The organism is Pseudomonas pohangensis, from assembly GCF_900105995.1.
Lineage (GTDB): Bacteria > Pseudomonadota > Gammaproteobacteria > Pseudomonadales > Pseudomonadaceae > Aquipseudomonas > Aquipseudomonas pohangensis.
Genome location: NZ_LT629785.1, coordinates 902,012 through 926,092, shown reverse-complemented (window position 1 = coordinate 926,092; position 24,081 = coordinate 902,012). Strand labels below are relative to the sequence as shown.

Annotated in this window: 22 protein-coding genes; 5 read left to right on the top strand and 17 right to left on the bottom strand. The window is 53.7% G+C overall.

What is annotated here, in order from left to right; genetic code table 11:
- The first annotated feature begins 695 nt into the window (after nt 1-695).
- The 5 genes from BLT89_RS04375 to BLT89_RS04355 all read left to right on the top strand — a co-directional run bounded on the left by BLT89_RS04375 (nt 696) and on the right by BLT89_RS04355 (nt 4,321).
- Complete coding sequence (locus tag BLT89_RS04375; RefSeq protein ID WP_090193276.1) at nt 696-1,610, top strand: phosphoenolpyruvate carboxykinase (ATP); 915 nt, start codon at nt 696-698, stop codon at nt 1,608-1,610.
- Nucleotides 1,607-2,761: a 50S ribosomal protein L11 methyltransferase gene (locus BLT89_RS04370; RefSeq protein WP_157718788.1), complete on the top strand. Its 1,155-nt coding sequence runs from the start codon at nt 1,607-1,609 to the stop codon at nt 2,759-2,761. Before BLT89_RS04375 ends, BLT89_RS04370 begins: the two co-directional genes overlap by 4 nt.
- Before the next feature lie 170 nt (nt 2,762-2,931).
- On the top strand, nt 2,932-3,207 hold the full coding sequence (locus BLT89_RS04365) for a PqqD family protein (RefSeq protein WP_090193274.1): 276 nt from the start codon (nt 2,932-2,934) through the stop codon (nt 3,205-3,207).
- Nucleotides 3,200-3,664 (top strand): lasso peptide biosynthesis B2 protein, encoded by a 465-nt coding sequence (locus tag BLT89_RS04360; RefSeq protein WP_090193273.1) that lies wholly within the window; start codon nt 3,200-3,202, stop codon nt 3,662-3,664. Before BLT89_RS04365 ends, BLT89_RS04360 begins: the two co-directional genes overlap by 8 nt.
- Before the next feature lie 192 nt (nt 3,665-3,856).
- Nucleotides 3,857-4,321, top strand: coding sequence for an REP-associated tyrosine transposase (locus tag BLT89_RS04355; protein ID WP_090193272.1), 465 nt, complete (start codon nt 3,857-3,859; stop codon nt 4,319-4,321).
- Between the two features lie 230 nt (nt 4,322-4,551).
- Here BLT89_RS04355 and BLT89_RS04350 read toward each other — a convergent pair whose 3' ends face one another.
- The 17 genes from BLT89_RS04350 to BLT89_RS04280 all read right to left on the bottom strand — a co-directional run bounded on the left by BLT89_RS04350 (nt 4,552) and on the right by BLT89_RS04280 (nt 24,023).
- Nucleotides 4,552-5,646, bottom strand: a complete 1,095-nt coding sequence (locus BLT89_RS04350) for a glycosyltransferase family 4 protein (RefSeq protein ID WP_090193271.1) — start codon at nt 5,644-5,646, stop codon at nt 4,552-4,554.
- 256 nt (nt 5,647-5,902) lie between these two features.
- Nucleotides 5,903-6,715 (bottom strand): YdcF family protein, encoded by an 813-nt coding sequence (locus BLT89_RS04345; protein WP_157718787.1) that lies wholly within the window; start codon nt 6,713-6,715, stop codon nt 5,903-5,905.
- A 4-nt stretch (nt 6,716-6,719) separates the two neighbouring features.
- Nucleotides 6,720-7,127 carry a VanZ family protein gene (locus BLT89_RS04340; RefSeq protein ID WP_157718786.1) on the bottom strand — a complete coding sequence of 136 codons (408 nt, stop codon included), beginning with the start codon at nt 7,125-7,127 and terminating at the stop codon, nt 6,720-6,722.
- A 745-nt stretch (nt 7,128-7,872) separates the two neighbouring features.
- Nucleotides 7,873-9,003: a glycosyltransferase family 4 protein gene (locus BLT89_RS04335; protein WP_090193268.1), complete on the bottom strand. Its 1,131-nt coding sequence runs from the start codon at nt 9,001-9,003 to the stop codon at nt 7,873-7,875.
- Nucleotides 9,004-9,293: 290 nt separating this feature from the next.
- Nucleotides 9,294-10,361: an EpsG family protein gene (locus tag BLT89_RS04330; RefSeq protein WP_090193267.1), complete on the bottom strand. Its 1,068-nt coding sequence runs from the start codon at nt 10,359-10,361 to the stop codon at nt 9,294-9,296.
- Between the two features lie 332 nt (nt 10,362-10,693).
- Nucleotides 10,694-12,721 (bottom strand): asparagine synthase (glutamine-hydrolyzing), encoded by a 2,028-nt coding sequence (asnB, locus tag BLT89_RS04325; RefSeq protein WP_090193266.1) that lies wholly within the window; start codon nt 12,719-12,721, stop codon nt 10,694-10,696.
- Between the two features lie 96 nt (nt 12,722-12,817).
- Nucleotides 12,818-13,645 carry a class I SAM-dependent methyltransferase gene (locus BLT89_RS04320; protein ID WP_090193265.1) on the bottom strand — a complete coding sequence of 276 codons (828 nt, stop codon included), beginning with the start codon at nt 13,643-13,645 and terminating at the stop codon, nt 12,818-12,820.
- 76 nt (nt 13,646-13,721) lie between these two features.
- Nucleotides 13,722-14,798, bottom strand: a complete 1,077-nt coding sequence (locus BLT89_RS04315) for a glycosyltransferase family 4 protein (protein WP_090193264.1) — start codon at nt 14,796-14,798, stop codon at nt 13,722-13,724.
- Nucleotides 14,799-14,855: 57 nt separating this feature from the next.
- Complete coding sequence (locus BLT89_RS04310) at nt 14,856-15,947, bottom strand: glycosyltransferase (protein WP_090193263.1); 1,092 nt, start codon at nt 15,945-15,947, stop codon at nt 14,856-14,858.
- Entirely contained in the window at nt 15,944-17,029 is a 1,086-nt protein-coding gene (locus tag BLT89_RS04305) for a glycosyltransferase (RefSeq protein ID WP_157718785.1), read from the bottom strand. Before BLT89_RS04305 ends, BLT89_RS04310 begins: the two co-directional genes overlap by 4 nt.
- Before the next feature lie 33 nt (nt 17,030-17,062).
- The gene (locus BLT89_RS04300; RefSeq protein ID WP_090193261.1) at nt 17,063-17,794 is read right to left on the bottom strand and encodes an FkbM family methyltransferase; all 732 of its coding nucleotides are present in this window, start codon (nt 17,792-17,794) and stop codon (nt 17,063-17,065) included.
- 24 nt (nt 17,795-17,818) lie between these two features.
- The gene (locus tag BLT89_RS17565) at nt 17,819-18,742 is read right to left on the bottom strand and encodes a glucosamine inositolphosphorylceramide transferase family protein (RefSeq protein WP_157718784.1); all 924 of its coding nucleotides are present in this window, start codon (nt 18,740-18,742) and stop codon (nt 17,819-17,821) included.
- A gap of 18 nt (nt 18,743-18,760) precedes the next feature.
- Complete coding sequence (locus tag BLT89_RS17560; RefSeq protein WP_157718783.1) at nt 18,761-19,432, bottom strand: class I SAM-dependent methyltransferase; 672 nt, start codon at nt 19,430-19,432, stop codon at nt 18,761-18,763.
- Nucleotides 19,433-19,598: 166 nt separating this feature from the next.
- Nucleotides 19,599-20,168, bottom strand: a complete 570-nt coding sequence (locus BLT89_RS04295) for an acyltransferase (protein ID WP_090193260.1) — start codon at nt 20,166-20,168, stop codon at nt 19,599-19,601.
- Between the two features lie 23 nt (nt 20,169-20,191).
- Nucleotides 20,192-21,253, bottom strand: coding sequence for a glycosyltransferase family 2 protein (locus BLT89_RS04290; RefSeq protein ID WP_172829115.1), 1,062 nt, complete (start codon nt 21,251-21,253; stop codon nt 20,192-20,194).
- A gap of 315 nt (nt 21,254-21,568) precedes the next feature.
- Complete coding sequence (locus BLT89_RS04285; RefSeq protein ID WP_090193258.1) at nt 21,569-22,516, bottom strand: glycosyltransferase; 948 nt, start codon at nt 22,514-22,516, stop codon at nt 21,569-21,571.
- A complete protein-coding gene (locus BLT89_RS04280; protein ID WP_090193257.1) occupies nt 22,509-24,023 on the bottom strand; it encodes an O-antigen translocase in 1,515 nt (504 codons plus the stop codon). Before BLT89_RS04280 ends, BLT89_RS04285 begins: the two co-directional genes overlap by 8 nt.
- Nucleotides 24,024-24,081 lie beyond the last annotated feature (58 nt).

Here is a 24,081-nt window from a genome sequence, read left to right as displayed (position 1 = left end):
AAAACGATAAGTGCAATCTCCTGTACTCTTCTTTCCCAGTCTCTGAAAACATCCACCCCTGAAGCACCATGAACCACCAGCCAACGAACACTGCCAACCGGAAAAGCCCCTACAAACCACCACAACTGATGGTGTATGGGGGCATGGCCGAAACGACAGCATCTGGAAGCAAAGGTGATGCTGAAAGGGGCAATCCTCAAGGTAACGGTCAGAGTGATAGGCAACGCACCTAAAGCCAGGGAAGACAGAGGCAGAACCTGAAATATAATCCGGTGACACCTAATTTTTTACTCTGAATCTCCAACCTGCCGAAATATCATGAGCAACCAACACTCCAATAGATCCAGACTGAAATACGCCTATAAAGCACCGCAACTGCTTATATATGGCGGAATGGTGCTCCTGACCACAGCAGGTTCCAAGAATGGTAGAGAAGGCTGCATGACTAACATGAATGGAGTGACCGTTTGCAGGCAAATGAGCTGAACCGGTTTTGATTGTTGCAACACTCCGAGTCCGGCCCCCCTCTTAGTAACAGTCAATTTCACCAGCTTTGTGGGAGCGGCGACTCGCCGCGATAACAGTCAACAGCTCGCGCCGAGTCGCCGCTCCCACAAAGAATGTATCTATTTACCATCACATCCGATTGAAAGCCTCAACACCTATGCCCACCGCTCTCCCCGACATACAACGCCATGCTCAAGATTGATCTAGCAACCGACTGGCAGGTCAGCTTCGGTTCTCCAGTGGGCCAGCCAACTTCGGCAACAGCCTCCAAACTGCTTTGGACCGACGATGATGGCCTGACCCTCATGCAGTATGGCTCAGACACCGAAATCGAGTACCAGCTGCAATTCTGGGACGAGGCTGTAGCGCTAATCGATCCTCAGCAAAAAACCATCCACATGCATGCGCTGTCACCGGACAGCACGCCCGCCACCCTTGAGCATCTGCTTCACGATCAGGTCTTTCCGCGCCTGTTGGCCCATGAGGGGCAACTGGTAGTTCATGCGGGAGCAGTAGCCATCGAAGGCCGCCTGGCGCTGTTCCTTGGTGAATCCGGCTTGGGTAAATCGACCCTGGTCGCCAGCCTGTATCAGGCCGGTGCATCATTGCTGGGGGATGATGCATTGCTGGTCAGTGCCGATCACGGCAGCTTTTATGGGCAGTCACTCTATCGTGGCCTGCGCCTGCTGCCCGACTCGCTGCTTTCGCTGTTTCCGGCGCAGACCGAAACCCGGCCGATGGCCCATTACAGCAGCAAGCAACGGCTGACGATTGCCGTTCCGGAGAACCAGAACACGTCCCCACAACAACTGGGCGCGCTGTTTTTTCTGGAGCCGCCATCCAGCGACCAGGAAATCACTCTGCGCCGGATGTCGCCGGCTGAAAGCTGTATCGCCCTGATTCGCAACAGCTTCAGTCTGGATCCGACGGACTCGCTGCTGGCACGCGGCAAGCTGCAGCAGGCCTCGGCGCTGGCCAACCAGATTCCCTCCTTTGCCCTGAGCTATCCGCGTGACTACGCCAGCCTGCCGCAAGTGCATGCCAAAATTCGCACACAGATGGCAGAATGCCTCCCTCGGAAAACAGACACAGACTCCCTATGAGCGGCCCTACCCTCTACTCGGTAACATCCTACGGCGACATGATCACCAACCAGCCGCGCATGCCGGCCTATGCCGAAGCCCTGCGCCAGGCGATCACACCGGGTTGCACGGTGATCGACATCGGTGCCGGCACCGGCATTTTCTCGCTGCTTGCCTGCCAGTACGGCGCCGGCACGGTGACCGCCATCGAGCCGGCAGATGCTTTGATGCTGCTGCGCGAAACCGCTGCGGCCAATGGTTTTAGCGAGCGCATCAAGATGGTTCAGGGACTGTCCACCGAACATGTGCCTGAGCAAAAGGCTGATGTCATTGTCTCCGACATTCGTGGCGTAATGCCGCTGTTCGAGCACCACATCCCCACCATCTGCGATGCCCGCGAGCGGTTGCTGGCGCCGGGTGGCACACTTATCCCGATGCGCGACACGCTATTCGCGGCATTGGCAGAACATCCGGAAAGCTACCAGCCCTGCACGGAACCCTGGCTGCAGAATGACTACGGGCTGGACCTGCGCGCAGGGCATCGTTATGCCGTGAACAGCTGGAGCAAGGCCAATCTCAAGCCTGAACAGCTGCTCTCGGCCAGCGCTGAACTGGCTGTGCTTGATTACCGCAGCATTACCGAGCCGAACATGGCCGGTACGGTGACGCTGAAGGCAGAAAAGGACGGCACCGCCCATGGCCTGCTGATCTGGTTCGACGCCGAACTGGCGCCCGGCATCGGTTTCTCCAATGCGCCGGGGCAGCCCAGGCTGGTCTACGGACAGGCGTTCTTTCCGTTCGAGCAACCATTGGTCATGATCAGAGGTGACCGCGTCGAGGCGTCGGTCAAAGCCAATCTGGTTGATGACAGCTATGTCTGGACCTGGACCAGCAGCCTGTTCCGCGCCGATGCCGCCAGACCGGAACTGACCTTGCGCCAATCCAGCTTTCTCGCCCAGGTGATGTCCCCGGAAAGCCTGGCCCGCCGTGCGCACACCCACGTACCGGAGCCGTCACCCGCCCAGGCAGCCGACCTGCTGGTGCTGTCGCTGATGGACGGCCAGCGCTCCCTCGGCGAGATCGCCAGCATTCTGCAGGAGCGATTTCCAGAACGCTTCAAGGACAATGCTACCGCCCTCAACCACGTCGCAGCGCTGGCCGGACGTTATTGATCTGCCTTAACGTAGGGTGGGCTTCAGCCCACCAATGCCGCACCAAGGCCCTGATGGGCTGAAGCCCAGCCTACGAATAATCTGAAGCACTCATTCCAGCTCTCTCCCGCAGACTGGAGAGGGGGTAAAGTAAGGCTTGTACCTTTCCAACATTCTTGCAGGCTCACCCGATGGATATTCTCGACATCCCGCTGATCCCTTCCGACCAGGCCATCGAAAGCAGTGTCGGTGACGAAACCGTTTTGCTGAATCTGGCCAACGGCACCTACTACGGCCTCGACCCGGTGGGCACGCGCATCTGGGCGCTGCTCAAGGAAGACCATACGCCGAGAGAGATCGTGCCTCTGCTGGTCGCGGAGTACGAAGTTGAAACCGCAGTAATCGAAAACGATCTGCGGCGCTTTCTCACCGACCTGCAAACCCACGGCATCGTGGTCAGTGGCTAAACAGTTGATTCGCCACCTGCTGCAGGATATGGGGAGAGTCCTGCGACTGGGCCCCAGCGGTTGGCACGACCTGCTGCGTGCCATGCTGGAACTGGCGCTGGCCCGCTACCGCTTGGGAGCGCAACAACCCAGGCAACTGCTGCAACAAGCCCGTCAGTTCAGCCAGCCAAGGCCATCAGCAACGCTCCGGGATGGAGTCATTGCGCAGCGGGTAGCCTTCGCCATTCCACGCGTAGCCGCGCGGCTGCCATGGCGTGCTGATTGCTTCATCCAGGCCATGGCCGCCCAGCGCTGGCTGCAGCGCAAAGGCATTGCCAGCGCATTGATGATCGGCACCCGCAAGGACCAATACGGCACCTTCCAGGCCCACGCCTGGCTGACCTGCAACGAGCAGATCATCACCGGCGGCGATATCAGCGGCTATGTACCGCTGGTGACGCCGGAAACGGCACTTTGACCGCTAACGTTGCCCCAATTCGCGGGCAAGCCCGCTCCTACAAAGCCCGTGCGGGGTTAGCGCTTTTGCGTAGGAGCGGGCTTGCCCGCGAGCACTGACAGCGCAAATGGCATGCACAATCCACGCTGGTTTTGCGCCCTTGCCCACCCACGCTAAAGTGATTTTTGCAACGTAATTGAAGGAGGCAAAGGAATGCCTGCATTTCATGACGCTCAAGGACACCGCCTCAGAACTGGCCGGCATTCAGAGATCGGCCGCACCTACCTGCTGACTACCGTCGTAAAAGAACGAGAACCCATATTCCGGAACTGGCAGCTCGGGCGATTGCTAGTGAGCGGCATGCGGGATGAAGCGCTTACGGGACAAATACAGTCGCTGGCCTGGGTCATCATGCCGGATCACCTGCATTGGCTGGTTGAGCTCAACGCCGGAAAGCTGGACGCGCTGATGCGCAGGGTAAAGTCTCGCAGCGCCCTTGCGCTAAACCGCCTGACAGGGCGGACAGGGCCCCTCTGGCAGCCTGGATACCATGATCATGCCGTGCGCCAGGAGGAAGACTTGAGGGCGGTGGCGCGCTATGTAGTCGCCAATCCACTGCGCGCCGGATTGGTCAAACAGATCGGTGACTACCCATTGTGGGATGCTGTATGGCTCTGACCTTTTCTTCGCAGGCAAGCCAGCTCCTACAAAGCCCGAGCGCGTTAGCACCTTCTCGTAGGAGCGGGCTTGCCCGCGAAGCCTGGCACCATCATCAGAGCAACATCACATTAGAAATGGCAGAAGCAAAAGGCATTCGCGGGCGAGCCCGCTCCTACAGGTCCGTGCGGGACTGGTGGTTTTGTGTAGGAGCGGGCTTGCCCGCGAATGGTTGGACGCAGCAAGCTGTTTTACGAAGACTGCTCAACAGCTGACACACCCCCGATCACCTTGCGCTGCAGCCAGCCAAGAAAACGCAAGGCCCGCTCGCGGGTTTCGGTTATCCAGAACCAGGTGAAAGTCATCAGGATGTAGAGCATCACCAGCACCGGCGCTGGCACATCAAGCAACATGCTCAGGGCGCCGAAAAGGCCGGCGACCAATGTCAGCGCAGTCATTAGCACCACAATCCGGGTGACGCTGAAACCTGCATCCAGCATCAGATGATGGGCATGGTCACGGCCTGCCGCAAAGGGTGAAATGCCCTTGCGCACGCGGTGCACGATGACTACCAGACCATCAACAATCGGCGGCACCAGCAGATAAGGGCCCAGCACCGGGCTGACCGGATGCCCGGGATTCTGCGTCAGCCGGAAGATCACGAAAGCCAGCAGGAAGCCGATGAAACCGCTACCGGCGTCACCGAGAAACACCCGCGCCCTGGCCTGCCCGGGGCGACGCAGGTTGAACCAGAGAAAACCCGTCAGCGCCCCGAGTGCGCAGAACAGCCCTTCAGCAATGTCGTAGGCACCGGAATACACCGCTGCGCAGACGAACATGGAAGTCACCGCCGCAGTGACCATGCCGATCAGGCCATCAATGCCGTCAAACATGTTCAGCACATTGATCAGCGACAGCGTAATAAAGACGGTGAACGGCACGCTCCACGCACCCAGCTCGATGTCGCCAAAACCGAACAGCGGCCCGATATGCTCGGCGCGTGCGCCGGTGCCGTAGATCATCACCAGGGTTGCCAGCAACTGCACGGCAAGGCGGATTTTCCAGTTGATATGAAAGCGGTCATCCAGCGCGCCAACCAGCACCAGCAGCAAGCCGCCCGCGACAAAACTCAGGGTTTCGACGCTCAGGCCATTGCCCAGCAGAAACGGCAACACGATACCCAGAAACACGCCAAAGCCACCGATCGCCGGCGTCGGGGCTTCGTGCTGCTTGCGCGCATCGGGCTTGTCCAGCCAGCCCAGACGGTGCGACAGCGGCAGCAACAGGGCAATGACTGCCATGCAGATCAGCAACGATCCAAAGAAATTGGATACTACGGCGAACATGCTTTCTCCATACAAACAGAGCTCAAAGCTTTCTGTGGAAGCGGCGCCTTGCCGCGAATTTAGCTGGCACAACCCTACCGACAATCAACAGCTCGCGCCGAGGCGGCGCTCCCACAAATGGCCTGCTCAACCAGGTATTGGCTTTACCCATGCAATGCAGGTGGTCATGCAAGACAGGATACCTGGGCAGAGGGCGCTTCGCGGGCAAGCCCGCTCCTACGAAAGCGGTTTTCCAGCATCACGGGGGCAAGGCCACTTATTCAGACCCGGCCTGCCCCGGCAGTGCATCGCGGCGCCAGCCACCATACACCAGTAACCCGACATACTCCTTCAGCGCCGTGTTCAGTACGCGCAGATTATCGGCAAGATCCCAGCCGATGCCATCGACAAATTTGCCGCTGCGGTAATCCACCGGATATGCCACCAGCCCCGGCCAGCCGGCCTGAGTGAATGCGTACATCGCACGCGGCATGTGAAAAGCACTGGTGACCAGCACCCAGGTCTGCCCGACTTTTGGCTGGGCCAGTACGAAACTATGGCTCGCATTCTCGCTGGTATTGCGTGATTCCTGCTCCAGCAGCAATCGCCCGGGAGCCAGACCCTGAGCGCTAAAGAAGGCCTGCGCCACACTGCCTTCGCTTGTCCCGCCACCAGCCAGATCGCGCAACTGGCCCTTGCCGCCAGCAAACAGCACCTGTGCCTGCGGAAAGCGCCGGGCCAGCTCCAGCGCAGCGGTGTAGCGCTCGGCACCTTCACGCAACTGAGTCTGACCCCAGAAGACACTTTTCGCCGGGTCTTCGCCGCCACCCAGCACGATGATGCCATCCACCTGTTCCAGCGTTGGATTGGCCGGATAGCGCGCTTCCAGCGGCTGCAGCAACAGTTCGCCAAGGGGAAAAATCGCCACCAGCAGCGTGGCACAGAAAGTAAGCCCCAGAACAAAACCGGCGAGCTGCAGACGTCTGAGCAACAGGGCAAGCAGCGCCAGCCCCATACCGATGATCAGCCAGCTCTCGGGGCGCACCAGCGCGCCAACCAGTTTGCTGATGATGTAGATCAGAGTGTCCATGCCGTTATCCGAAGCGCTGCGTGAGGTGGCGATACAGCCACAGAATGAGTGATATAAAACCCAACCCGGCCACCAGACCGAGCATATTGTCGCGCACGTCGGAGACCAGCGGCGTGCGCCCCGGCACATAGAACTGCAGCAGCTCGGTGACGATTGAAAACAGCAGAACGCCAAGAATGATCCAGCCGGCACGGGTGCGCGGCAAGGCCAACCGGGCAATCACCCCCAGCACCGCAAAGGCCAGCATGTGTACCGTATCGGCAGCCGGCCACAGTGCCTCGACCCGATTGATGCCCTCGGAAAGCAAGGGGCTCTCAACCCGCAGCCAGGCCAGCGTTGTATTCGGCACCAGCACCGCAGTAGCCAGCACGGCAAGCGCAAGCCCCAACCCGGCCCAACCCAGACGCTTCATCTGTTTGCCTCTTTCCACGGTGACGCTGATAAAGATTTCACCTAATGACCTTTCCTGAGGGAGCACCGACCCGGAGCGAGTTCCTGGACTTAATCGCGGCGAGTCGCCGCTCTCACAAAAGCTTTGCACCCTTACCCAAACAACAGAGCACAAAAGGTTCATGTAGGAGCGGGCTTGCCCGCGAATAGTGCAGCAAAAAGCCGAGCATCGCAGGCAAGCCAGCTCCTACAAGGTCGTGCGACACCAGAGCTGCTGTGGGAGGGCCGACCTCGGCGCGAGTTCCTGGACTTTATCGCGGCGAGTCGCCGCTCCCATAAAAGCTTTGTACCCTTACCCAAACCACAGAACACAAAGGCTCACGTAGGAGCGGGCTTGCCCGCGAATAGAGCAGCAAAAGGCAGAGCATCGCAGGCAAGCCAGCTCCTACAAGGTCGTGCGACACCAGAGCTTCTGTGGGAGGGCCGACCTCGGCGCGAGATTTTGAGCTTTATCGCGGCGAGTCGCCGCTCTCACAAAAGCTTTGTACCCTTACCCAAACCACAGAGCACAAAAGGTTCATGTAGGAGCGGGCTTGCCCGCGAATTGTGCAGCAAAAAGCCGGGCATCGCAGGCAAGCCAGCTCCTACAAGGTCGTGCAACACCAAGGCTTTTGTGGGAGGGCCGACCTCGGCGCGAGCTTCGAGCTTAATCGCGGCGAGTCGCCGCTCTCACAAAAGTACGGACCGGTTGCATAAAACCAACAAAATCAAACTTCGCCCAGTAACTCCCGATACACATCCAGAGTGCGGGCAATCACGATCCGCTCATCAAACTCGGCCAGAGCCTTTGCGCGTGCTGCCTGCCCAAGCCGTGCGCACAAATCAGGATCGTCCTGCAGCCGGGCTATCGCCGCTGCCAATGCTGCTGCGTCCTTCACCAGCACCAGCAAGCCGTTTACCCCATCCTCAACTACTTCCCGGCAACCAGGCACATCGGTAGTTACCAATGGCAACGCACAGGCGCCCGCTTCAATCAGTCCCTTTGGCAGCCCTTCGCGGTAGCTGGGCAGAATCACCGCATTGACCGACTGGAACAGCGCCGGCATATCGTCGACATGCCCCAGCCACTGGATCAGCCCCTCATCGACCCAGCCCTGCACCGTAGCGGCAGGCACCGACGCCGGATTGCCCGCGTCCGGCTCACCCGCCAGCTGAAAGACAAGCGCCCGCCCCTCGGCACGCAACAGCCGGGCCGCTTGCACGTATTCCGCCAGCCCCTTGTCCCACAACAGACGCGCCGGCAGCACTACGCGAAATTCGCCAGCGGGCAATTCAGCAGCACGCGGCACAAAGCGCTGGCAATTCACTCCCGAGCCGGGAATCAGCCGGATGCGCTGCGGATTGACCAGACGTGCCTGCTCGAACAAGGCCACGTCATCCGGATTCTGCAGAATCAGCCGCGCATTACGCCCATCCAGCGCGGCACGCATCAGCAAGCGCACCAATGGCCGCAACAGCCTGGCCTTGGCCGAATCACTGATAAACACATAACCCATGCCAGCCACCGCGCTGACCCGCGCCGGCACCCCCGCCAGCCGCGCGGCCAGCGCGCCATACACCACGCACTTGATGGTAAAGCCGTGCACCAGATCGACCTGTTCGTTGCGCAGCAAGCGGTAAAGCCACCACAGTAGCGCCAGCTCACGCAGCGGATTCAGGCTCAGACGCTGCATCGGCGCCGGCAACCAGCGAAACCCCAGCGCCTGCAACTTCTCGCCATAGGGCCCCGGCGGCGACACCAGCAACACCTCATGCCCGGCGTCGCGCAAGGCCATGGCCAGAGAAAGACGGAAGTTGTAGAGATACCACTCGGTGTTGGCGAACAGCAGGATTTTCAAAACACAGTTCCAGTCAAAAGATGAACCCGAATTCGTATGAACATGCCCCGCCCCCCACCGCTCTTCGTAGGAGCGGGCTTGCCCGCGAAGCTATACCCAGCAAAACGCCAATGCCTGCAAAACAACAGCAATCGCAGGCATGCCAGCCCCTACAAACAGCACTGCTGCAGTACGTCCCCGTAGGAGCGGGCTTGCCCGCGAAGCCATATCCAGCAAAACGCCAATGCCTGCAAAACAATAGCAATCGCAGGCAAGCCAGCTCCTACGGCGCCTGCGTTCTTGCAGCAAACCTACAACAGATAAAACCGGTACGGCAGCCAGTAAAGAGAATTGTCGGCAAAGTTCAGCCAGACAAACTGCACCGCCGCGTAATAAGCCAAAACCCCCATCACCAGCAAACTGCGTTGCTGCTGGTTGCGCGCAATCACATCCGGCAGATAGGCAAATATCACCAACTGCAGCGGAAGCATGTACAGCGCCACACGGTCCACGGCGGTAGACGCTGGGGTCAGCCGCAGCAATACCAGCAGCACAATGGAAATAATCGCGAACCAGCGCCAGAGGTTCGCCTCGTCAAAGGGAAAATTGAAACGCTTACGCCAGACCAGCAGAATCGCCGCCGGCAATGCATTCATCGACAAGCGGATCAAAGCCCCCGTGGACTGGTACTGGGCTTCTACATAGTTGGTGTACAGCGAATCAACCGAATCAACCAGAAACAGGTAATACGCCACGATGCTAACCACGCCCACCCACACGGCTGTCCAGTAACGATTGCGCGCATGTGCCAGTACAGCAATCGGCAACAGCAAAATGGCCGACTTGTGGAAGGTGACAGCAAGCATCACCCAGACTACGAACCAGCGTACCTGCCGTCCACTGAGTGCTACCAGCCCCAGCATGGCTAGCCCCAGCGCCACGCCCTGCCGGGTGTAACCCATGGCTACCACAATCACCAGATAAGGCATGGCAACTGCCAGTGCCAGCCAGGGGCGCGGCAGATGCCGGCAAAAGCGGGCCAGGCCGATGGAGAAAATCAACCCGCACACTACGTTAACGCCCCAGATACCAAAACCCAGCTGCGCACTCAGCCAGTTGAGCACCTGATAACCCGGATCACTGCCGCGCAACGAGTGCATAAAGCTCGATCTACCAGCACGTATCACATAACCGAGATAGGTACCCCAATCACCACCCACCTTGAAACGAAAACCGATCAACAGTGTGAGAATGAGCACCACCGCCCACCAAGCAGCCCCGAGTTTCAGCACATGGGTACTGCTGCCAATACCGGCACGGCGCTGGCTGACCACACAGGTCACAACCGCCAGCAAGAACATCAACCAGTAAACGGTCATGTGGATTGTTTGCTATTCAAAAGGGTTGATTCTTCTATTGGTGAAAGTAGCGTTGATTTAATCGAAATCGATGTAATCGTGAAATCGCCAGTACAACAAATATGCCTTCTCACCTGTGGGAGCACCGACCCGGCGCGAGCTCTTTCGTGGCGAGGCGCCACTCCCACAATGGCCATCGTGTGCAATCTTGGGCTTTTCCGTAGGAGCGGGCTTGCCCACTTTGTATCCACCACAGATCCATCAAGATCACACCGGCCCTGTAGGAGCGGGCTTGCCCGCGATTCAGCCTGCACAAGCGCTTCGCGGGCAAGCCCGCTCCTACAAAAACCGAATCACTGCCGCTCCAGCCAGGCTTGAAACATCAACACCGCCCACAGGCTGGCTGTATGGTCGCGGCGACCGCTCAGGTGCTCGGCCCAGCGGTTACGGATCGGAGCCGGGTAGAAATAGCCTTCCGTTAGCAGGCGCTGCTCATCCAGCAGACTTTCCGCCCAATCACGCAGCGGCCCGCGCAACCATTCACCTACCGGAATGGCAAAACCCGCCTTGGGCCGCTCGATCAATTGGCGCGGCACGTATTTGTACAGCACCTGCCGCAGTGCCCATTTACCCTGCCCTCCACGAATCTTCATGTCCAACGGCAACTGCCAGGCCAACTCCGCCACCCGGTGATCGAGAAACGGCACGCGGGTTTCCAGGCTCACCGCCATGGCTGCCCGGTCGACCTTGCACAGAATGTCATCCGGCAGATAGGTGAGGCTGTCACGGTACATCATGCGCAGCTGGCTCGGCTCCACTCCATGAGCGGGCAAGACATCATCCAGCAAGCTGGCCGGCTCAACCAGTCGAGCGCCAGCCACACCGCGCACTACCTGTGCCGGGTCCTGCCATTCGGACACCAGACTCAGATACAGATCATCCAGATCACGCACACCATGTAATCGTGCAGCCAGCTTGTGCGCCTTGTCGCCAGCCCGAGCAATTCCCTTACCCGAAGGCAGCAAAGCATTCAACGGACGACCCAGCGCATTCCAGCCGGCCACGGGCAATGCCGCAATTGTAGCGCCCAGCGCCCGTCTGAGCGGCGCTGGCATCCAGGCCAGCCGGCTCCAGATGCGCGGGCCCCAGAAATAACGGTTGTAACCACCAAACAGCTCATCCCCGGCATCCCCAGACAGCGCCACTGTGACCTGCTGGCGCGCCGCCTTGCACACCAGGTGCGTAGGTATCTGCGATGAATCGGCAAACGGTTCGTCATACATTTCCGGCAGTCCGGCGATCACTGCCTGGGCCTGGGCCGAGGTGACAAACAGCTCACTGTGCTCAGTACCCAGATGCTGCGCCACCGCGCGGGCGTGAGGTGATTCGTCGAAGCCCGCTTCTTCGAAACCCACGGTAAAGGTCTTGACCGGCCGCGAGGCCTGCTGCTGCATCAACGCAACGATGATCGAAGAATCGATCCCGCCGGACAGGAACGCCCCCAGCGGCACATCAGCCAGCGACTGCAACTGCACGGCTTCAGCCAGTCGCTGCTCCAGCGTACTGATCGCCTCGGTTTCATCGCGAATGAGACTTTGCGCACCGGCCTGCACCACATCGCCCAGCGCCCACCAGCGCTGCAAAGTGACCCCTTCCTGATCAAACGGCGGGCGCAGCGGCTTCTCGAAAGCGGGCATGTCACCCGGCGCCGCATCCGCACTGATGCTCAGCAAACAACCCGGCTCCAGCTTGTAGATGCTCTGATAAATGCTGTGCGGTGCCGGCACCACGGTGAAGCGCATATACAGTGCCAGTGCCTCCCGGCTTATCGGGTTGGCAAAACCGGGATATGCACGCAGCGCCTTCAATTCGGAAGCAAAGGCAAAAGCCCGCCCGCCGCCCTGCCCCACCCAGCCGTAATACAACGGCTTCTCACCAAAGCGATCCCGCGCCAGGTGCAATATCAGCCCCTGCACATCCCACACGGCAATGGAGAACATACCTACGGTCTGTTGTAGCGTTTTCTGTATACCCCACCGTTCGAAGCACGCCAGCAAGGTCTCGGTATCCGAATGTCCAAGCCAGGCAGGCGTAGCCCCTTCAACAGCAAGCTGCTCACGCAATGCCAAGTGATTGTAGATCTCGCCATTGAAGGCCAGCACAAAGCGCCCGCCAGCCGAGTGCATAGGTTGGGCACCAGCAGGCGAAAGTTCTAGGACAGCTAGACGCCGATGGCCCAACGCCAGGCCAATAGACTCATCGACCCAGACGCCCGTCTCGTCCGGGCCTCGATGAATCAGTCGCTCGGTCATACCCTCGATAGTCGTTGCTAGCGAAAAGCTACTGGAGCGCCCCTGGAGGAATCCGCTTAAACCACACATTCGATACGCTTCTGCACTTCTTTACTCTTACTTGTAGGTGCGCTACGGGCCATATATTGAATCAGCATAAAGCACCCCTGCTCCTTAATGCCTTGATCATTCCTTGATACCTACAGCGCACCAATAGGGCGCGCGCTCCGAAAAGCAGATGTCGCGCAGTCCCGCCGAGAGCATCATTCGCCGAATTTCCTCGCGGGTAAATCGCTGCTCGAGCGGAGTGCCAAAGCGATCCCTGGCATCGGTGCGCATGGTGTAAAAGCTGTGGTTACGGTAATAAGACAACGGGATATTCGAGACGTTAAAACCCGAACGTTCCACAAGCCCGCACAACCTTGCCAGCGGGAAATAGAGCGTGGCCGCCAGTACATCGGTAACCAGATTCTTCAGGCCGGAGGGCAAGCGGTGCACGCCTCGACGTAGCAAGTCCGAACAACGCCAGGCCAACTTGAACAGGGTTGTGCGGTTATCGAAGGCGTAATACAGATACACAAGTAAGGGCGCACCCGGCTTGAGCAGTGCAACGCAGGCACGAATACCTTCCAGAGTGTCCGGTATGTGGTGAAGCACCCCGAGGGAGTAACCAAAATCCTGACTGTTGGCGGGCAACACGCCATCGCCAACTGCCCCCTGCAAAAAGCTGACATTGGCATTCTCTGCCAGCATGCGCTTGGCAACATCGAGCGCACGCGAGGGATCAATGCAATGCAGATGCCCAACTCTTGGTGCCATCAACCTTGCCCAGCGGCCCGTACCGCAGCCCATATCAAAACCTGTCGCATGCTCGGGTAAGGAGTCCCAAGGGAAAACCGCAAAATACTCATCGAAGATCCGACACGCCTCTTCATTGTCGAGCTCGGCCTGATCAAAGCGCGACCACTCATCACCGAAACTATCTACAGTGGCATCATCAAGGTTCTTTTTCATCTATTCATCTATCCAAAGGACAGCAACGACAGGGCCACGGCGCAAGAATGTACCTGCCAAAACCTAGTCATGCTGCTCAACTAGTAGTCCTCGAATTCAAAAGCTCATTGCAAGCCGCAAGGACATCGTCACGATAAAGCCGTTTCCCTTGCCAGAGAGCCTGCGCTGCAGATGCCATAAGTGAAAAAGCTGCAGGGTGCTCAAGTAGCGCACCTATCCGCAGCACTGCCTGCTGAATATCACTGACAAAGATTGCACTCTCACCATCCGTACAGTAGTTAGCAATCTCACCTACGGGTGTAACCACTGGCACAAGCCCTAACTGCATGGCCTCGACAACAGACATCGCCATGCCTTCCATAACGCTGGTCTGCAGATAAAAGGAATGCTCTGCCGCTAGCTGGGTGATTTGTGAGCGAGACATGGGGCCGTGAAACTCAACCGCATGTCTCAGTCCTAGCCGGTCAACCTGTTTTAAAAGATCGCTCCTTTGCCCCCCATCCGGGCCAATCACTGCGAAGCTCGCAGCTGGAAACTCAAACTTTATCCGAGAAAAGAGTTCAAGAGCCCGGTCAAGCCCTTTTTGGGAATTCAGCCTGCCCCAAAAGATAAATTTTGGACGCACCATGGGTATGGCTTTTTGCAATACCGGCTCGACCATGAAGGAAATTACCCGGCTCCGGTGAAGCAACCGCTTGGGTATCCGCGCTTGGCGCGTTGCTTCGGAATCCGTCCATATTTCAGTCGCGATAGCCATAGCCATGCGGGTAAAAACCTTGTCCAGAAAATGAACATCGTTTGCAAAATGAAGAAATACAACTGACTTCGTCCATGGGCGGACAATTTTAAGCAGTATGAGCAGCACACAACTGCGCCAAAGCGATGCAATTACAAGATTCGGCCTAAATTCAATAAGCCAAGAAATAGCGCGAATAAAATTGCGTGGATCATTAACTGAAGCTAACAGACCGGCATGCTGAAATGCGGCCTTTCCAGCCCTCCCCTTGTCCGCAAGAAAATACTTATGAAACTCGAAGCATCCGTGAATACCACCAGGCAATGACTTGGCCGCAACCTCAACACCGCCAATTCCATCATAGGGAATGAGGTGTACCACTTTGCTTAAACTGCACTTGTCGAGCAAGCTGGTCATAGAGATTTCTCGACTAAAAAATCACAAAGGCTTAACTGAACGAAAGGCTTGGCTTATCTAAATGCCAAGGACACTCTGATGCCTGCGGATAACCTGGTCCTCCGTGAATGGTGCAATAGCTTCACCGAGCAGAGCAGGTGTCATAGGATTAGCCAAAGCCTTTTCTATTGCGAGAGCCAATGCAACCGGGTCGCTCATAGGGACAAGATACCCATACTTACCATCCTGAAGTACTTCTCTTGGCCCTGTAGGGCAGTCAGTAGCAACAGGTGTGCAGCCACATGCCATACCTTCTACCAACACGTTTGGAAGCCCCTCAACATAAGAAGACAGAACAAAAACTTTTGACCTACTGAAATACTTAAGTGGGTTGTCCTTAAAACCAAGAAGACGAACACAATCAGTCAATCCATGCTTTTTAATAAGCGCTTCCAAGTCCGCTCTCAATGGCCCATCACCCAATATTGCAAGCCGCACTTCGATGCGCTGGGCAAGCTCCTTTACAGCAAGAATAAGATCAAAAAATCCTTTTTCAGGCGCAAGACGGCCCGCAGTTATAATAATCGGAACGGGGCTTTCAGTTAACCAGGGCTCATCTAACGGCTCACTTATTTTTCGCGGCATGTCCGTGTCGCAAATTACATTGTAAATACATTGATAATTCGCCCGACCAAATACATCCTCATATTGCTTAACCATATCCTCAGAAACACATACAAGTGCGTCCACTCTGGCTCGAAGAAAAATACTAAAGCACTTCAAAATCCAACGCTTTGAAAACAATTTATTTGAATAAGTGTCGTAAGGAGTAACCCGGGAAGATGCGCTAAGCTTTGCCTTAGAGCCAGCAAGGATCACGGCAAGCGTCACAACTGCATTGAGATGATCTTCAGCGGTAAATATTACATCCGGCCTGTTCGAACGAATGATTGAAAAAATAGGTAGCAGAAGTTTATAGGTGCGCTGCACATCAAGATTTACAACATTAATACCTTCAATAACAGGAACTAGAAGATCATGAGGAACATAACCAATAACGAACTCAACTTGATAACCGCGCCGCTGCCAAGATTTTGCCAAACGTATTTGTGCGAGCGGAACACCTGAAATAGAGTATCTTGCGATAAAAAAATATATCTTCTTAGTCATCTCAGAACAACCGAATCCATAGCTTCACTAATGCGCAAACGTGCTGCTGCGTACGAATACTTTTCCAGATAGATCGCGCGCATGTCCGCGTCATACGACTGCGTGATTGATTCATTGGCCCGCTCAATCGCGGCAATGAATTCATCGGCTGTTGTACACGTCCAACCCACCTGCTTGGTGATAGCTTCATACCCGGTAAATGCCTCCGGCGTGCCAACCACCTTCTTACCAAACATCAACGCTTCGGCAACCTTGGTCTTCATCCCTGAGCCATCGAAGATGGGGGCAATCACGAAGTGTGAATCCAGGTACCACTGCGCCAGGCTTTCTACTGCACCAATGACCTCGACCTTGCCATCACGCTCCAGTTCAGGCTTCAGGTCTTCGAACCCACAGCCAACAATGCATATCTTGATGTTGATATGCGGCACAACATGCTTGACGAACCAGGCAATTCCCGCGCGGTTGGCGTAGAACACACCACCGACAAACAGGGCAAACTTTTCACGCTTGACGACCGGCGACAAGCAGAGATCAAGTGGCAGTTTATCCTGGAGTGCCATTGCTGATAGGTGGGTTGCCTCTCTACCGTAGAGCCTGCCAAGCAAGCGACTATCTCGCTCATTCAAGCAAATGATCTTGTCGCTATAACGGACAGCCTTCCTTTCTGCGAGGTAATTCGCCACCAATACTGCCAGGGCACGTAGCGATTTGGTTTGCTTCAGCGCACCCCAGAAGAACCGGGCCTCCGCATTGTGAAAGAAGGTAGTAACCTCCACATCAGGGAATCTGTGCTTGGCAGCGCTAACGAATGCACCGAGATTGGAGCCATCAACAAACACCTTGCTGACACCTCCCACCTGAATCGTTTGTAATGCCTTCTCTATTATCGGCTGACTCAAGCCATCTATATGCCCCTTGAAAGCATTGATAGCAGACTTCAACCCGCGAAGCGGTTGAGACGGCAGCTCAAGCAGTATCAGGCGGTCACCATATATATCCCTGAGCGCATCATGGTTCAACTTGCACAGAAGCTCCCGCCCACCGGCAGGTGAGTCCTGCAACTGTTTTGTTACTAACATAACGGTAGTTTTGCAATTAGAGTCAACCATAAACTAAGATGACCGCCTAACCAAAACCGTATCAAATTCAATAACAGCTAATGATTCATCCCTATTTATCGGAAACATTCCACTTACAAAGAATCCATTAGAGTTAAATTCTTTAAGAGCCTCATGTGGATCTTCCATCTCATCATAAACATGTATGAGTGAAAGCTCTGCTTGCATTGCTGTAATATGATCCAGCGAAACAATTCCACCACGAAAAACGTTTAGATCATACCCTTGGGTATCGAGTTTCAGATAAAAGTTTTCAGCGAGAGTTCGTTCTTTAATTTCAGGAAAAATACTGTCAAGACTTACTACTGAAACCTTCTGAGAGGAGACACTATTGAGAGAGCTCCAAATTCCTTTTGCATAATCATTTGCCTCTAAAAAAGAAGAAAATACAGTACTGCTATAGATATTTATCTTTTTTTCTTCTATTTTCTCACCGAGAGCAAAATTATAGCAAAGCCATTTCTCATCGGTTTCAGCGAGATATTCCAGCCTTTCGAAAACAGCTTTTACAGGCTCAAACGAAATAATCCACCCTTGGTACCCAAGACCTCTAAGAAATTTTCCATACTGACCAGAATTTGCACCCACATCCATTACGCAATCAATCATGTATTTATTGAAAAGAGCCGATAAATGAGTATCGATTGTTGTGTGTAAATTCCCTTTTCTGTATAACTCAAACCCTGCCATATTAGCTATTTTTTTCAGCACAAGTTTTATGCTCATTTCCTTATTACTCAAATTAGTAAATTACAAGCCTATATGCTTCTTAATTAAAAAAATAAATTTTAGCCAAATCAAGGATGCTTTGTTCAGTCTTGTGTCCCATGCAAAGCCATCTACTGCAACAAAAGTGCGATCGCCCAACCGCGCTAAACTTAGGTGATGATAACCCTCTGATGCCCAACTAGGTCTATTTGCAAAAATTTCAGACTCGATAAGTCGTTCACTATAACCATTCAGTCCCAATTTATTTATTTCAAAGACGTGTATTTTTTCACCATAAGTACGCTTACAGTCCTGCGCGACGCGATAGATTTTATTGTTAACTTCCAATATTGCACCAGCATTTCGTGCAGTTGATTTACAATTTGATATGACTACATCTAACTCAACGAATTCATCCTCAAAAGAACGAGAATGGTACATTTTTAAATCATCCGATCTTGTTGTTCCGAATAAATATATGCCCTCTGGCCGGATGATTATTGAAGGATCCAATAGCGACTCTGCCACTAGAACCTTCGAACGCTCCCATTTAATCGGAAATAAAGTTGAACGATAAAGAAATACGTTGCCCGATGCCGCTGCTTCCGGAACCATATAAATATTATTATTATATGCAAACACCTGCGGGTAGGAGAGATGAAAGCTTTCTTTAATCACACAACCATGATTACTCCACTCACCAACAGCATTCATTGATTGAGCCCATATTTCGCCAGCACCAAAATCTGTTTGCGCTTCATAAAAAACATACAGAACCAAATCTTTGACAAATAAAAATGGATCTGCAATAGTTGACTGATAGCTAAAATTTTTACGAAAACCCTTCTCACCTATAATATGGAAAGGCTGAACAAGCGCGCGCTTGAATATTTCATCTTCGTTATATATCTCATAAATTCCGATTTTCCACAGTCTTCTCTTCAAAAAAATCGATCGGATATTCATTTTATTTTATTTTCACATTCACTCAGCAGAGCACTTCATAAGGACACATATAGTTTTAAATTTTCTGTTTATATTATAAATATCTTTAAGCACGTTCACCCAACGCCGATACCCTCTAATTGGAACAAAAATATTGTATAGGAATGAAACTAACTGACGCGGGTTTTCCTTTAGCCTGGTCAGGTGTGTTTCTGAAGATTCTATTTCAACCCATTCTACGACTTGCAACCTTGGAAGATTGCTCATTACGTCTTGGACTGAAGGCCTATATTTCGAGTCATAAGGATCTGCGCAGTAAGGGTAAATAGTTGGCGCACTTACAATTACGTAGCCGCCAACAACTAAGCATTTGTCAATTATTTTATAGACGCACGAAGGACTTTCAACATGCGTTAGAACATTATTACATAATATTAAATCGTATTTAATTTCACTCAACTTCAACCTAAATGCTTCGTCGCAGAAATCTCCGGATATATTTATTCCATCACCTTTTTTAAAATCAACATGCGTAATATCTAAACCTTGCTTTAATATGACATCCATTAACAACCCAATATATGGCTTTTTTGATGCTCTATACTCTATAGTTGAACTACCAAGATTAAGACAGTTAGCATTCGATAATGGGCCGCCATAGAAAATCTGCCTAACCTTCCTTGCCATCCATTGAGCTTCACTTTCCCACATAAGTAATTTCTCATTTTTGTGAAACTTTTTACTCTGCTTTCCGATAAGTTACGCTGATTTCAGCAGATAAAGCCATAGGAGTAACAACATCACGACTCTTGACTACCGAGCAATCAAAAAAATATTATTTAAAATATAATAAAAGGGGAAACACCTAAGCACGCTCTCAAGATACTCTTGAAGATATCTGTTTTGCTGGTACCCCGACAATAACTGAGTAACATTCAGTTGATTTAGTTACCACTGCGCCAGCTCCAACAACTGTACCTTTTCGAACAACAATACCGTCAAGAATTTTCGCGCCAGCACCGATCCAAACATCATCTTCGATTGTAATTCCCTTTGTGGTTTCACCTTGTTGATATATATACTTCGTAGCGTCATCGAATATGTGATTCGAGGCAACAATTAGGCTGTGCGGACCAATACGCACACCATTGCCAATTTTTATCGACCCACCGCCATACAAAACACTATATGGGTTAATGCTACAGTGTTCTCCGATTTCTATATACCCACCATACGCACGGAGAATTACCCCAGCATCAAGTGTTGAGTACTGTCCGACCCTGACAAGACAACTACTTCCGCCTCCGTCTACCGAGACCGTCCAAGCAATAGATGTCGAAGCACACGTACGCAATCCAAGCGGATACAGTTGCGCGCGCTTCAAAGTATTCCTTAAATAATGAGCAAGACTCCTTGCAAGTCTTTTTAACAATTTATATTGATTCATTACCAACTAACACCTTATCGATATTACTTCGACCACTTCGCTTTAATAAACACATATTTTTTTATATTAACTATTTTTTTGAAAAGGACTTTTGTATATAGAAATATTGGATTTGGCAACATTCGTGGAATACTCCACTTTTGGTCCTGCAAATTACGCACGCGAAGTAGATAATTAAACTTATCGCAGAGTGTTAACGAGCACCACCACTTGGAGCGTATCGTTTGTCTTTCTCTGTCATCTTGAATGGCGGCAACATCTAGTGTTACCTTACTTTCCTGACCATATTTGTCATTCATTCTAAGAAAGAGATTACAACGATTTGCTTGCGAGCGTGCAAATCTTTGAATAGCAAGCTCGTCACTCCTAGCTGTTTTATAAGTGAATGGGCCAGAACGAGTTCCTTGCGTTAAGGACTGCTCGCTTTCCCTATATAGAACAAGCGAGTCGTCGAGAAATTTAATTTCCTTGTTCAGTAAATTTAGGAGAACACTCAATGCACCATCTTCGGACAAAATGTAGTCGGCTGGAGTAGTGTCTAAAAAATCGAAAAGTCTTCTATCATATGCCGAAGTTGCTCCATGAATAATTCTTATCTCATCGCGGCGAGTCAGAAAATATTGACGCAGCCTGTATTGTGGCGAGGTCAGTATTTTGACTTCATCACGCCGAGATATAATAGCCCCGCTCTCAGAAATTCGGTCATGCCTTGAATAGAGACCCCATGCACGCGTAGTCATCCAGGTCATAACCAATTTTTCTGTTCGATTACTTATCGAAACATCGTCACCCGCGGCCAGTATCAGAAGGGCGCCATGAGCTATTGCAGCGACCTCGGCTACATGAAGCAGTGAACCTCGATTGGCTTGCGTCTTGCGCGCTAATACTCGATGCGGCCCTTCATACCCCGCCGCCATCTCCTGCATGATTTCAAACGTTCGATCCATCGAACAATCATCAGACAGGATGATCTCTAGCGGTTCATAAGTCTGAGCAAAAGCACCTTCTATAGCCTCGCGAACAAACTGTTCCTGGTTGTAGGCAAACAAGGCAAAGGTCACCAGGGGCTTTTCGTTATCACTCATGCATTGCACCATCCAACTTGAATAATTAGCGCCGCACCTTAGCGGCTAGGCGCCCGAACTCACTACCCAGCTACGAAACCCGCTCCAAGCTCAGCTTGCACGTCTATACCAAAGCCGGCAGCAGATCGAATACTCACTTGCAACCAGTCCGCCGGTTGCACCAGGCAGCACAATCCGCAGAGCCAATACTGGCAACCGCCCGCCAGCTAAGCCGTATCCAGCCCACCTTCCCCAAACCAAAGCAAAATTTAAACGTTACAGTCGCTTCCAATTTCTGTACCAGAAGGGACGAATGGCCTCAGGTGGCAATGCCACTCAACATCTTTTCCGCCATGTATTTACCAAGCGCTTTATGACTAGGCGCGCAACACAGGCAATGCCCACTCTCCTAAACAATCCGGTGAGCTCGAAAAGGCCAGGCATACTCTCCTCGAATCTCAGGGCGACGTCGTACTTGTTCCAAGCTGAAGAAGCAGCAGCCTCAATAAGAGGATTTGGAAACACCTTTAAGTCGTCCAGCCGCTGCAGCGCATCGGTACGCAAGCGCCCGAGCTCAATCACCCTCTTTGAAGTATTTCGTGCAGCCGGCCCAAAGTAACTGGCCGTGATGCCTACCGCGTATCGATAGAATACCAATGGACGATCTACGTAGGTCACGGGCCGACCTGCCAGTAATGACCGGAAAGTAAGGGCTTGGTCTTCATGGACCAACCCGTCTCGAAAATCACCATAACTATTGAAAAGACGTCTGTCCCACGCCTCGGTCGCACCCATGACACGGACATTGTTAACGATCGCTGACTCTGCGGATTTCAGCTCCTCCAGTGCTGGAAAACCTCTTTCCCCAATCAAGGCGCCGGCCTCTGTGATCATGATGCATGCAGAGTGCAATAACCCGGACTTTTTCCCGGTCGCCAACCACGCATCAACCAGTCGACTGACGCGGTCTGGTTGTGAAATATCGTCACCGGCTGCAGCAACTATCAATTCGCCGTTAGACAACCTGTTTACGTTATTTATGTGGCCGCCAACATTGAGATTCCGTGTGTTGCGATTGAGTACTACTGAATGCGGCCCGGTGTAGCAATCAGCCATTTCCCGCATGATCTCGAATGTTGCATCGATCGAGCAGTCGTCGCTCAGGATGATCTCCAGCGGGGAATAATCCTGCGTCAGCGCGGCCTCTACCGCCTCGCGGATATATTTTTCCTGGTTGTAAGCAAACAAAGCAAAGGTCACCAGCGGCTTACCGTTTTCACCCATGAAACGCACCCAATTTGGATATAAAGCGCCGAGTCGAAAATACCAAGCGACCCAACGGCCCGCCCACCTCTGCCATCCGCGCCAAGCGCAGCAAGGCTGCCACACCAAAACTGCACGCTGCAAACAAACCAACCGCTGCGCCCAACCAGTCGTTCCAGAAACCACAAGCTGTCACAGTAACGCAAGCAACAGCCAGCAGGGCCATGTCGAGCAGAACGCCACGACTCCAGCAAAACCCTGTTCGCCGTTTTGCCAGCCAGTACACTAGGGGCAAATAAACTATGTACATCAAAAGAAAGCTGATGCCGGTAGCCTGTATACCCAGTCGAGGCAAGGCCAGCCAGGTGGTACCGGCAAATACGGCCATAGCTACCGACTCAGTGAACATATAAGTACGGCCAGCCCCAGTGGCAAGGATAATGAAGCCAAGTGGCCAGCTGGCGATTTTCAGTACGTCACCGAGAAGTTGCCACCGCAGAATACTGGTGGCAGGGGCAAAGTCTGCCGTGTAGAGCAACTGAATCACCCAAGGCATCAACGCCAGCATACTGAGCAATACCGGCCCTGCCAGCAACAGAGCTACTTCGGTTTGTTCGTTGACCAGGCGATTGGCGGTAGCGTGGTCGTTGATGGCAGCGGTCAGTCTCGGGTAGTAATCGGTACCCATAGCACCCAGCACAAAGCCTAAGTAGGCCATGGAAAGCATCCAGGCGGCTTGGAAGTAACCGAGACTCTCAACACCCAACTCGCGCTGCACCAGCGTACGCACGGCCAACTGGCCGAGCACGCCGACTAGGCTGGCGACCATGAAGGCCGTACCCAACCGGGCCATGGTTTGCCATTGCCCGATCAGCGCCGCCAATGGCACTGGCGGCGTGGAGACTGGTGGCAAACGCGCCACGTAAAGGTGGCTGATTAGAAAGCCGGCAAATGGCCCTGCCAAGATAAACAGCAGCAAGCCGACCTCACCCAGCCACCAGATGGCGCCAATGCCAAGGACGGTGAAGAGGATTGCCGAATACACCTGCACTCTGGCGACATCGCCTATCATGCGCATGCCGATGAGTAGCGCGGCCTGCGACCCGGAGGCAATCGTCAGTGCTACACCAAGCGCCAGCCAACCTACCAGGGATGCCTGGCTTGGGTCGGCCAGCACCATTTCGGCCAGCACATGGCGCAGCGCCCATAGCAGCAAGCCGCTTAGGGCAGCCAAGCACAAAGTACCCCAGAACAAGGCGCGCCGCGCCGTGTCAATGCCGGCCTGATCGCAACGTCCTGCTGCCTCGGCAATCTGTCGGGTGCCGACAGTGCCAATTCCCAGCGCACCGATAGTGGACGCGGTGGCCATCAGGTTGTGAAGCAGGCCTATCAAACCAACACCTGCAGGCCCGAGCAGAAGGGCAACCACTTTGATGCGCAGCAGGCCGATCAGAATATTGATCACTGAAGCCCCGCCAATAATGAAAGAGCTGCGCAGAATCTGGCGGTGGGAGGATTTCTCGGTCACCGGTAGTGCCTGCAAATGCTGAGCCGGGACGAGTTAAACGTGAGCACGCTGCATCTGT